General features: G+C 74.3%; 11 protein-coding genes. 4 read left to right on the top strand and 7 right to left on the bottom strand.

What is annotated here, in order from left to right; genetic code table 11:
* Nucleotides 1-38: 38 nt before the first annotated feature.
* The 3 genes from FKM96_RS12995 to FKM96_RS12985 are packed head-to-tail and all read right to left on the bottom strand — an operon-like array spanning nt 39 to nt 3,191.
* Entirely contained in the window at nt 39-950 is a 912-nt protein-coding gene (locus tag FKM96_RS12995) for a carbohydrate ABC transporter permease (protein WP_147795592.1), read from the bottom strand.
* A 5-nt stretch (nt 951-955) separates the two neighbouring features.
* Nucleotides 956-1,912, bottom strand: coding sequence for a carbohydrate ABC transporter permease (locus tag FKM96_RS12990; RefSeq protein WP_147795591.1), 957 nt, complete (start codon nt 1,910-1,912; stop codon nt 956-958).
* Nucleotides 1,913-1,922: 10 nt separating this feature from the next.
* Nucleotides 1,923-3,191 carry an ABC transporter substrate-binding protein gene (locus FKM96_RS12985; RefSeq protein ID WP_147795590.1) on the bottom strand — a complete coding sequence of 423 codons (1,269 nt, stop codon included), beginning with the start codon at nt 3,189-3,191 and terminating at the stop codon, nt 1,923-1,925.
* Between the two features lie 248 nt (nt 3,192-3,439).
* On the opposite strand from FKM96_RS12985, the gene FKM96_RS12980 reads away from it, so the two are divergent.
* Nucleotides 3,440-4,114 carry a helix-turn-helix transcriptional regulator gene (locus tag FKM96_RS12980; RefSeq protein WP_147795589.1) on the top strand — a complete coding sequence of 225 codons (675 nt, stop codon included), beginning with the start codon at nt 3,440-3,442 and terminating at the stop codon, nt 4,112-4,114.
* Between the two features lie 3 nt (nt 4,115-4,117).
* Nucleotides 4,118-4,351, top strand: a complete 234-nt coding sequence (locus FKM96_RS12975) for a hypothetical protein (RefSeq protein ID WP_147795588.1) — start codon at nt 4,118-4,120, stop codon at nt 4,349-4,351.
* A 140-nt stretch (nt 4,352-4,491) separates the two neighbouring features.
* Here FKM96_RS12975 and FKM96_RS12970 read toward each other — a convergent pair whose 3' ends face one another.
* From FKM96_RS12970 to FKM96_RS12960, 3 genes are all read right to left on the bottom strand, one after another.
* Entirely contained in the window at nt 4,492-5,172 is a 681-nt protein-coding gene (locus FKM96_RS12970; protein WP_308281612.1) for a response regulator transcription factor, read from the bottom strand.
* A complete protein-coding gene (locus tag FKM96_RS12965; RefSeq protein ID WP_147795587.1) occupies nt 5,160-6,410 on the bottom strand; it encodes a sensor histidine kinase in 1,251 nt (416 codons plus the stop codon). The genes FKM96_RS12970 and FKM96_RS12965 overlap by 13 nt, the downstream gene beginning before the upstream one ends.
* A 127-nt stretch (nt 6,411-6,537) precedes the next feature.
* Complete coding sequence (locus FKM96_RS12960; RefSeq protein ID WP_147795586.1) at nt 6,538-7,758, bottom strand: EAL domain-containing protein; 1,221 nt, start codon at nt 7,756-7,758, stop codon at nt 6,538-6,540.
* A gap of 199 nt (nt 7,759-7,957) precedes the next feature.
* Here FKM96_RS12960 and FKM96_RS12955 point away from each other — a divergent pair, with 199 nt between their 5' ends.
* Nucleotides 7,958-8,437, top strand: a complete 480-nt coding sequence (locus FKM96_RS12955; RefSeq protein ID WP_147795585.1) for an OsmC family protein — start codon at nt 7,958-7,960, stop codon at nt 8,435-8,437.
* Nucleotides 8,437-9,177, top strand: a complete 741-nt coding sequence (locus FKM96_RS12950) for a hypothetical protein (RefSeq protein ID WP_147795584.1) — start codon at nt 8,437-8,439, stop codon at nt 9,175-9,177. The genes FKM96_RS12955 and FKM96_RS12950 overlap by 1 nt, the downstream gene beginning before the upstream one ends.
* Nucleotides 9,178-9,317: 140 nt before the next feature.
* On the opposite strand, the gene FKM96_RS12945 is transcribed toward FKM96_RS12950, so the two are convergent.
* Nucleotides 9,318-10,310 (bottom strand): aldo/keto reductase, encoded by a 993-nt coding sequence (locus FKM96_RS12945; RefSeq protein WP_147795583.1) that lies wholly within the window; start codon nt 10,308-10,310, stop codon nt 9,318-9,320.
* Nucleotides 10,311-10,382: the final 72 nt, after the last annotated feature.

The raw sequence follows: 10,382 nt of genomic DNA, 5'->3' as shown, positions 1-10,382 counted from the left end.
CGTGCGGGATCGTGGAGGTGGGCGAGGGGCGGCGCGCGTCAGCCCTTGATGGCGCCCTGGTCGACCCCGCGGAAGAAGTACCGCTGCAGGACCGCGAAGAAGATCACGATCGGGATGAACGCGATCATGGTCCCGGCGGCGATCACGCGGGGGTTGGCGGAGAACGTGCCGGACAGGTACTGCAGGCCCACGGTGAGCGTGAACTTGTCCGGCGTGGTGAGGACGATCAGCGGCCAGAGGAAGTCGTCCCAGGCGCCGATGAACGCGAAGATCGTGACGACGGCGAGCATGCCCTTGGCGTTCGGCAGGCCGATCCGCCAGAACCGCTGCCAGACGTTCGCGCCGTCGACGATGGCGGCCTCGTCGAGCTCCTTCGGGATCGCGAGGAACGCGGTCCGCATCAGCAGCACGTTGAGCATCCCGACGGCGCCCGGCAGGGCCACCCCCAGCAGGGAGTCGGCCAGGCCGATCTGCCGGATCGTCAGGTACTGCGCCACGATCGTCGCCTCGCCGGGCAGCAGCATCGTCGCGAGCATCGCGCCGAGCAGCAGCTTGCGGCCGCGGAACTGCAGCCGGGCCAGGGCGTAGCCGGCCATCGTGGTGCCGATCGCGTTGCCCAGCACGACGATCCCGGCGACCACCAGCGAGTTCCGCATGAAGCCGAGGATCGGGACGGTCTGCGCCGCCTTGACGTAGTTGCCGAGCGTCGGCTCGGCCGGGATCAGGACCGGGGTGGCGGTGTAGATGTCCTCGCCCGGGCCCTTGAGCGACGTCGAGAGCTGCCAGAGGAACGGCCCCACCGTGATGACGAGGACGAGCAGGAGCAGCAGGTAGCGGACGACCAGCTCGCGCCGGCCGATGCTGGAGAACCCGCGGCCGCGGCGCCGGCGGGGCGCGGGCGTGCGCGTGGCGACCCGCGGCGCGGGCGCGCTGACGGTCGGTGCGGCCATCGCCCTCACCCGGCCTTCCGGTTGATGCGGGCGATGAGCAGCAGCGGCCCGAGGGTGATGAGGAACAGCAGGATCGACAGCGCCGAGGCGTAGCCGAGGTTCCCGTTGAACCCGCGGGCGTACATCTGGATGAGCATCACGACGGAGACGTTCGCCCCGCCGATGCCGCCGGTCCCGTTGGTGAGGATGAACAGCTCGGAGAACACCCGCAGGGCCGAGACCGTGATGAGCACGGAGACCAGCAGCATGGTGTTCCGGACGCCCGGGACCGTCACGCTCCAGAACCGGCGCCAGGCGGACGCGCCGTCCACCGCGGCGGCCTCGTGCAGCTCGCGGCCGACCCCGCCCAGGGCGGACAGGTAGATGATCATGTAGTAGCCCAGCCCCTTCCAGATGGTGAGGCTGATGGCGCTGAACAGGATCAGCCAGCGGTCCGTGAGGAACGGGATCGACTCGGTGATGATCCCGAGCTGCTTGGCCATCCCGTTGATCACGCCGCGGTCGTCGAGCATCCAGCCCCACATGAGGGCGACGACGACCGCCGAGGCCACCACCGGGGTGTAGAAGGCGGTCCGGAAGAACGAGATGCCGGGGATCTTCTTCTCGACCAGCAGCGCCAGCGCCAGCGGCACCAGCAGCAGGAACGGCACGCAGACGAGCATGTAGACGATCGAGTTGAGCAGCGCCGTGGTCAGCTGGTCGTCGCCGATCATCCGGCTGAAGTTGGCGAACCCGACGAACTCGCCGCCGCTGAGCGGCTTCACGTTGGTGAACGCGAGCATGACGCCGTTGATCGACGGCCAGAGGTTGAACGCCAGCAGGAACACGACGGCGGGCAGGCAGAGCAGCCACGGCGCGAACCACGCGTGGGTGCGGGTCGCCCCGGTCGCCCGGACCCGCCGGCCGCGAGGGCCGGCGGGCGCGGGGACCGAGGCGGCGGTCGCCTCGGGTGCGGTGGTCATGGCGGACCGGTCAGTCGGCCAGCAGCTGGTTGCACTTGGCGACCGCGGCGTCGAGGGCCTGCTGGGCCGTGATCTGCCCCGCGATCGCCGCCGCGACCTGCTGGTCGAAGTACGTGGACATGGCCTCGGTGACCTCGACCGGCTGGAGCACCTCCGCGTCCGGCAGGCCGGTGAACGCGATCACCTTGGCGTCGCCCTCGGCCGTGCCGTCGCTCTCGGAGAACGACGGGTTGTCCTGCGACGCGACCGTGGACGGGAAGATGCCGGGCACCAGCTCGGCGAACGCCTCCTGGTTCTCGGCGTTCGTGAGGAAGCGCGCGAGCGCCAGCGCCGCGGGCAGGTTCTTCGACGCGGCGGGCACCGAGACGCCCTGGACGTACATCGGGGTGATCCCCATGTACGGCGACGGCACGATCGTCCCCTCCAGCGACGGGTTGTTCTCGAGGACGCCGGCGATGAAGTTCCCGCCGCCCGTCGACCACGCGGCCTCGCCCTTGGTGAACAGCTCGCTGTTGCCGAGGTAGGCGTCGGTCAGCACGTCCTGGGGCATGAGCCCGTCGGCGTAGGCCTCGGCGTACCGCTCCACCAGGGCGACCGCCTCGGGGCTGTTGAACACGAACTCCTCGCCGTCGTCGGACAGCACCGGGATGCCGTTCGACACCAGGTCGTTCATGCCGGGCTTGCGGCTCATGAGGTACGCGCCCGTGGCGTCCTTGAGCGTCCGGGCCTGCTCGACCAGCTCGTCGAAGCTCGTCGGCGGGTCGGCCGCGTCGAGCCCGCCGGCCGCCATCATGTCCGCGTTCCAGTAGTTCAGGTCGGTCGTCAGGTACCAGGGGTAGCCGTACGTGCCGTCGAGCCCCGCGAACGCGTACGCGCCGAGACCGCCCTCGACGTACGTCGCCGCCAGGTCGTCCTCGACCTGGCCGAGGTCGAGCAGCACCCCCTCGCGCGCCAGCGGCAGCGCCATGTCCGGGGGCAGGTTGGTGACGTCGGGGAGCTCGCCGGCCGTCGCCTGCGACAGCACCTTCTCGGAGTAGCCCTCGCCCGGCTGGTCGAGCCAGGTCACCGAGGTGCCGGGGTACTCCTCCTCGAAGGCGGCGATCACCCCCTCGACGTACTCGGTGAACCGGGGCTTGAGCGCCCAGGTCTGCAGCGAGACCTCGCCGGTGACCTCGCCCTCGGCGTCGACGGGATCGCGCGTCTCGGTCGTCGTGCCGGACAGCGCGCAGGAGGAGAGCAGGAGCCCGGCCGCCAGGGCCAGGCCGATCGTGCGCCTCATCAGGAACCTCTTTCGGTGTGCGTCGTTGCATCACGGTCAGGGGACTAAAGCGTTTTAGTAGCATCGAACTGTGCCGCCATCGGTGTCAAGAGCGACTTGGTGCGGCCTGCCGCGGCGTCGTTCCACGGTGCACGGTGAGTGCGGGCACTCATGCCACCGAGGGCGGGGCCTGGGTGGACCACTCACGCACAACAGGTCTTGCGCAACACCTCTTGCGCAAGACCTGTTGTGCGTCTACGGTTGCTGCCATGAGCACCGCCGAGCACGACGCCTCCGAGGCCGGCACTGCGCCGGACCCGGCCACCCGGCCCGCCACCCTGCGGGTCACCGACCCGACGCGGGTCCGGGCCCTCGCCCACCCGGTGCGGATGGACCTGCTGTCGTTCCTCGACGACGTCGGCGAGGCGACCGCGACGGAGTGCGCCGCGCACCTCGGCCAGACCGTCGCCAACTGCTCGTTCCACCTGCGGACCCTCGCGAAGGCCGGGTACATCGAGCCCGCCGAGCCCCGCGGCCGCGAACGCCCCTGGCGCGTCGTCGCCCGCGAGCGCAACATCACGCCCGACCCGCTGGACCCGGCCTCGCGGCGCGCGGTGCTGGAGCTCGGCGAGATCTCGGTCCGCCGCGAGGCCGAGCGCTACATCGACCACCTCCGGCACGTCGACCACGACGGCGCCGTCGACCCCGGGCTCATCCCGCTGACCCAGCTCACCACGTCCGCGTTCTGGGCCACCCCGGAGGAGACGGCGGAGCTGATCGAGGGCATGCACGCGCTGATGAAGCGGTTCGACGGGCGGACCGTCGACCCCGCGATCCGACCCGGTGGCGCCCGCCTGATGCGGCTGTTCACCGCGATCAACCCCGACATGGCCGTCGAGCCCCACGCCGAGGCCACCCCGACCGCACCGCAGCAGGAGGACTGAGCCATGACCACGGTGACCTTCGACGTCAGCTACGGCACCCGCGCGGTGCCGCTCCGCCTCCCGTACCTCTCGGTGCGCCGCCGCCGGGCCGCCGCCGCGGTCGCCCGGGCGGTGGCCGTCCCGGCAGCGGTCGACCCGCACGCCGCGGCCCGCGCCCGGTCGACGGCCCGCGCGCTCGCCGACCGCGAGGCCGCGGTGGACCGCGCGCTGGCCCTCCGCGCCGGCATCGGCGTCTAGCCGAACGGCCCCGCTGACTTCGCCGGGTGATCAGCCCGCGAGCGGGTAACCGACGCGCCGAGCGAGTAGTCCGCGACTGCTCGGTCGGCGTGTCGGTTGCCCTCTCGCGCCTCGCTGGCCGGCGGCGCGCGCCCGCGCGGTCAGCCCAGGCCCGCGTCGTGCACCAGGCGCGCGATCTGCACCCGGTTCGCCACGCCGAGCTTGGCGAACAGGTGCGCCACGTGGGTCTTGACCGTCGCCAGGCCGAGGAACAGGCGCTCGGCGATCTCCTGGTTCGACAGCCCCTCGGCCACCGCGACCGCCACGTCCCGCTCGCGCGGGGTCAGCACCTCCAGCGCCCGCAGCGCGTCCGCGCGCCGCTCGGCGTCCTCGGGCTTCGCGACCGACGCGATGAGCTGGGCGGTGACGGTCGGCGACAGGATGGGCTCCCCCGCCGCGACCCGGTGGATCCCGTCGACGAGCTGCGCCGGCGGGGTGTCCTTCAGCAGGAACCCGGCGGCGCCCTCGCGCAGGGCGCGCAGCACGAGCTCGTCCGCGTCGAAGGTCGTCAGCACGATGACCCGGGCCGTCGACCCGGCCGCCGCCAGCGAGCGCAGGGCGGTCAGCCCGTCCACCCGCGGCATCCGGACGTCCATCAGCACGACGTCGGGGCGCAGCCGCTGCACGACCGTGACGGCCTCCGCGCCGTCACCGCACTCGGCGACCACCTCGAGGCGCGGGTCGCCGCCGAGGATCATCCGCAGGCTCGCCCGGACCAGGGCGTCGTCGTCGACGACCACCACGCGCACGACGTCGGCGGGGGTCGGGGTCAGCTCGGCCACGGCAGCCACACTCTCACGGCGAACCGCCCGTCCTGCTCGATCCCGTGCTCCAGCGACCCGCCGAGCAGCTCGGCGCGCTCGGCGGCGCCGATGAGCCCCAGCCCCGCCCCGGGGGCGGTGACCCCGGCCGCCACACCGACGGGCACGGCGTTCCGCGCCTCGACGAGCAGCCGCTCCCCCGGCGCCCCCGCCAGCCGCACCCGGACCTCCTGCCCCGGTGCGTGCTTGCGGGCGTTCGTCAGCGCCTCCTGCAGCACCCGGAACGCCGTGCGGGACGCGGTCTCGGGCAGGGCGGCCAGCGCCGAGCGGTCGCCGCCGGGCAGGCCGGACACGTCGAGGCGGGCGGGCGTCCCGGCCTCGTCGGCGTCGGCGAGCAGGGCCGGCAGCTCGGCGAGCGTCGGCTGCGGCGCCTCGTGCTCGGTCGGGACCACGGTCTCGTCGTCGGCGCGGAGCACGCCGAGCACCTCGCGGAGCTCGCCGAGCGCCCGGTGCGCGCTGTCGCGGATCGTCTCGGCGGAGGCGGTGATCTGCGCGCGGGTCAGGTCCTCCCGGTACGCGAGGCCGCCGGCCTGCATCGCGACCAGCGAGATGCGGTGCGCGAGCACGTCGTGCATCTCGCGGGCGATCCGGGTGCGCTCGGCCTGGCGCGCCTCGGCGGCCCGCGACTCCTGGGCCCGCTCGGCGGCCTCGGCGCGCAGCCGCAGCGTCTGCAGCAGCTCCCGGCGGGCGCCGATGTAGAACCCGGTGGCGACGAGCAGGCCGAGGAACAGCAGGCTCAGGCCGATCGCGAGGAGCAGCAGCGGCACCCCCAGGTCCTCGGACGCCGAGGTGCCCTGGTAGGTGAGCTCGTACGCCACGGTGGCGAGCGCCCAGACAGCACCGGCGACCGCGACCTCGCGCCACCGCCGGCGGGTGGCGAGCGAGACCAGCGCGAGCATGCCGGGCCCGACCGCGAACGACGACAGCGAGGTGAGCGCCGCGATCAGGACCGCGGTCAGCAACGGGCGCCGGCGCCGCATCGGGAGCAGCCCGACCGCCACCAGCCCGAGCAGGAGGTCGAGCAGCACCATCGCGCCGACGACGCCCTCGTCGGCGACCGGGGAGCCGGTGACGTCGGAGGCGACGAACACCCAGATCACGAGGCCGGCGCCCACGGCGACCAGGTAGCGCCAGGTCCGGGACCACGGTCCGAGACGGGGAGGCGCCAGGGCGGGGTCGGGCGCGGGGTCGACGGGCATGTCGTCGAGCGTAGGGTCGCGGTCGCGGCGGCCGGATCGGCCGTCGGGCTGGACCTCCTCCACCCCACGGCGGAGGCGCACCCACCCGGGCCCGAGGTGTCCGCCGGGCACCGCCGAGCCGCGGCCCTCAGCCGCGCGGGACCCCGCGCAGCGCGTCCGCCAGCGCCGCCGGCCGCCCCAGCAGGTACCCCTGCCCGTAGTCGACCCCGAGCTCGCGCAGCGCGGTCCGCTCGTGCTCGGTCTCCACGCCCTCCGCGACCAGCCAGGAGTCGATGCCGCGCGCGAACTCCGCGACGGCCCGGATGAGCGCGCGCCGCACCGGGTCGAGGTCGCAGCCGCGCACCAGCGCCAGGTCGAGCTTGATGGCGGTCGGCCGGAGCTGCAGCACGTGCCGCAGGCTGGCGAACCCGGCGCCGGCATCGTCGACCGCGACCTGGTGGCCCGCGGCGCGCAGCCGGTCGGTCACGGAGGTCAGGGCCTCGTAGTCGTGCACCGGCGTGTGCTCGGTGACCTCCACCGCGACCGCGGGGCCGTGCGCGAGCAGCAGGTCCGTGGTCCGCGGGTCCGCGAGCGCCTCCGCCGACAGGTTGATCGACATCCGCACGCCCGGGGGCAGGTCGCCGAGCCGGGCGAGCGCGCACTCCGCGGCCAGCAGCTCCAGCTCGACGGCCTTCCCGGCCGCCGCCGCGGCGGCGAAGGCGTGCACCGGGGTCGGGAACCGCTCGGGGTCGAACCGGGACAGCGCCTCGACGGCGACCACCTCGCCGGTGCCCAGGTGCACGACCGGCTGGAACACGGTCCGGACGGCGCGCTCCGCGAGCACGGACCGGATCCAGCGCACCCGGTCGGAGACCGCGGGCCGGTGCGGCAGCCCGAACGCGCCCATCCGGTCCTCGACGAGCGCCGCCGCCAGGCCGAGCACCCGCAGCGCGTCCTCGTCGAGCAGCGGGTTCACGCCCCGGGCCAGGCAGCAGAGCATCCCGACGGGCTCGCCGTCCGGGCCGCGGAGCGGGGCGCCGAGGTACGCGCCGATGCCGAGCTCCGCGGTCACCGCGAGCTCGCGGGCGACGGGGTGCCGGCGCGCGTCCGGCAGCACCGGCGGGATCAGCCCGGACAGCACGCGCACGCAGTAGGTGTCGTCCAGGTCGTGCTCGTCGCCGACCGCCATCTGCATCGGTCCGGTCTCGGTGCTGGTGGCGAGGACGACCTCGGCCGACGTCGTCAGGCCGGAGAGGAACGCGATGTCCATGCCGAGGTGCTCGCGCACCCGGTCGAGGATCTGCCGCACCCCCGGCTCGCCGGGCGCGCCCGTCGTCGGCGCCACGTCCCGGTCCTCGTCCACGCTCATGCGGCCCCCGCTCGCCCCCGCCGGGCCCGCCGCTGGACCCGGCACGACGTCGGCCAGCCTAGTGAGCGCCGCCCGCGGTGCGCCCGCCGGACGGGCGACGTCGCCCGCCGAACCACCCGTCCGGGCGAGCGGGCGCCACGCCGTCCGCCCACGGCTGATCCCCGCTGCCGACCGGCGGGCCGCGTGACAGGATCGGCCCATGGAGTCCCCGAACACCGGGCTCGCGCCGGAGACCGACGTGCCCGTCACCCCCGCCTCCCCCGCCGCCCCGCCGTCCCGGCTCTGGGTCGAGCGCACCGGCACCCGCACCTACACCGGGCGCAACGAGCGCGGCGCCGAGGTCCTGATGGGCCCGGCCGAGGCCGGCGCCGTCTTCACCCCGGGCGAGCTGCTGAAGGTCGCGCTCGCCGGCTGCTCCGGCATGTCCGCCGACACCGCGCTCAGCCACCGGCTCGGCGACGACGTCGAGGTCACCGTCGAGGTCAGCGGCGACAACTACAAGCCCGAGGACCGGTACCCCGAGCTGCACGAGCGGATGGTCGTCGACCTGTCCGGGCTCGACGAGGCCACCAAGGAGCGGCTGCTGCGCGTGGTGCACCGCGCCGTCGAGCAGCACTGCACGGTGGGCAACACGCTCAAGGCCGGGGCGACCGTCGACCTCGAGATCACGGGCGAGTGATGGCGCTGCGCCGGACCCCGATCGTCGACGCGGCCCTGGACCGGGCCGTGACGATCCCGTCCGCCACGATCCACGCCCACGTCGACTCCGTCCGGCGCCGCAACCCCGAGGGCACGCCCGCGGAGATCATCGGCCTGCTGGAGCGCGAGTACCTGCTGGTCGTCCAGGGCACCGGCGGCGCGGTCGGCGCGGCCGCGGCGGCGCCCGCGGTCGGCACCGGCGTCGCCATGGCGCTGACGATCGGCGACGTCGCGACGTTCTTCGGCGCGTCCGCGGCGTTCTCGCTGGCCGTCGCGAGCGTGCACGGCATCGACGTCGAGGACGCCGAGCGCCGCCGCGCGCTGCTGCTCGCGACGATCCTCGGCGAGTCCGGGGCCAAGGCGGTCACCGACGTCGGCGAGCTGACCGGCCTGCGGGGGCTCAACGTCGCGCGGGCGCTGCTCACCCGGATGCCGACCGGCACGATCCGGCGGGTCAACGCACGGCTCACCCGGCAGCTGTTCCGCAAGCAGCTCGCGCGGCAGGGCGGCCTGGCGCTGGGCCGCATGGTGCCGTTCGGCGTCGGCGCGGTCATCGGCATCACCGGCGGCCGGGCCCTGGGACGCACGGTCATCCAGGGCGCGCGCAAGGCGTTCGGCCCCGCGCCCGACCGCTGGAGCGACAGCGTCCTCGTGGTCGAGGCCACGGAGGGCACCCCGCGCGTGATCGAGCACCCCCGCAAGCAGCTCCCGCACCGCTGACCCCCCGCGCCGAGGGGCTTCCCCGCCGGGCATCGGACTCGCCGAGATGGCAACTCTCGGCTGCCCGAGCACGTCGCACGACAGCCGAGAGCTGCCATCTCGGCGCACGGGAGGGCGCGGCGCGCGTCAGCGCCTGCGGGTCACCAGCGGTCGTGGACGTGGGGGCGGATGCGCTCGTCGTAGATCTCGCGGAAGCGGTCCAGGGTCCAGTCGTCGAGGGACGGGATCCGGGCCGCGTCCGCGTTGCCCCGGGCCTGCTCGGCGTTGCGGGCGCCCGGGATGACCGTCGAGACGCCCGGCTGGTCCACGATCCACCGCAGCGCGAGCTGGGCCGTCGTCGCACCCGCCGGGGTCAGCGCCGCCACCTCGCGGGCGGCGGCCACGCCGACCTCGAACGGCACGCCGGAGAACGTCTCGCCGACGTCGAACGCCTCGCCGTGCCGGTTGAACGACCGGTGGTCGGTCGCGGCGAACTCGGTGTGCTCGTCGTACTTCCCGGACAGCAGCCCGGACGCGAGCGGGACGCGGGCGATGATGCCGACGCCGGCCTCCGCGGCCGCGGGCAGCACGCGCTCGAGCGGCTTGCGACGGAAGGCGTTGAGGATGATCTGGATCGTCGCGACGTGCGGGCGGGCGATCGCGGCCAGCGCCTCGTCGACGGTCTCGACCGAGACGCCGTAGGCGGCGACCCGACCCTCGTCGACCAGGGTGTCCAGCGCGTCGTACGTCGCGTCGCGGTCCAGCACCTCGCTCGGCGGGCAGTGCAGCTGCACCAGGTCGAGGGTGTCGACCCCGAGGTTCGCCCGGGACCGGTCGGTCCAGGCGCGGAACGCGTCGAGCGTGTAGGCCCCGGCCACGTGCGGGTCCGCGCGGCGGCCCATCTTCGTGGCGACCGTGATCCGGTCGGCGCCGGCGGGGCGCTCGCGCAGGAACCGCCCGATCAGCGTCTCGCTGCGGCCGTCGCCGTAGACGTCGGCGGTGTCGAAGAACGTCACCCCCGCGTCGGCCGCGGCCGCCAGCACGGCCAGCGCGTCGTCCTCGGCCACCTCGCCCCAGTCGGCGCCGAGCTGCCAGCAGCCCAGCCCCACGACCGAGACGTCCCGTCCTGTCCTGCCCAGCGTCCTCGTCTGCACGGCCCCGAGGCTACCCCGGGTCTTTCACCCGGGCGCGCCTGGGTGCCTGCACCCAGCACGGACCCGCGGGAC

The organism is Cellulomonas sp. Y8, from assembly GCF_008033115.1.
In the GTDB taxonomy this organism is placed as follows: domain Bacteria; phylum Actinomycetota; class Actinomycetes; order Actinomycetales; family Cellulomonadaceae; genus Cellulomonas.
This window is presented reverse-complemented; position numbering and strand designations above follow the sequence as displayed.

Bases quoted from the DNA above. Each gene is read 5' to 3' on its own strand.
- FKM96_RS12995 (WP_147795592.1), bottom strand. From the start codon at position 950: ATGGCCGCACCGACCGTCAGCGCGCCCGCGCCGCGGGTCGCCACGCGC.
- FKM96_RS12990 (WP_147795591.1), bottom strand. From the start codon at position 1,912: ATGACCACCGCACCCGAGGCGACCGCCGCCTCGGTCCCCGCGCCCGCC.
- FKM96_RS12985 (WP_147795590.1), bottom strand. From the start codon at position 3,191: ATGAGGCGCACGATCGGCCTGGCCCTGGCGGCCGGGCTCCTGCTCTCC.
- FKM96_RS12980 (WP_147795589.1), top strand. From the start codon at position 3,440: ATGAGCACCGCCGAGCACGACGCCTCCGAGGCCGGCACTGCGCCGGAC.
- FKM96_RS12975 (WP_147795588.1), top strand. From the start codon at position 4,118: ATGACCACGGTGACCTTCGACGTCAGCTACGGCACCCGCGCGGTGCCG.
- FKM96_RS12965 (WP_147795587.1), bottom strand. From the start codon at position 6,410: ATGCCCGTCGACCCCGCGCCCGACCCCGCCCTGGCGCCTCCCCGTCTC.
- FKM96_RS12960 (WP_147795586.1), bottom strand. From the start codon at position 7,758: ATGAGCGTGGACGAGGACCGGGACGTGGCGCCGACGACGGGCGCGCCC.
- FKM96_RS12955 (WP_147795585.1), top strand. From the start codon at position 7,958: ATGGAGTCCCCGAACACCGGGCTCGCGCCGGAGACCGACGTGCCCGTC.
- FKM96_RS12950 (WP_147795584.1), top strand. From the start codon at position 8,437: ATGGCGCTGCGCCGGACCCCGATCGTCGACGCGGCCCTGGACCGGGCC.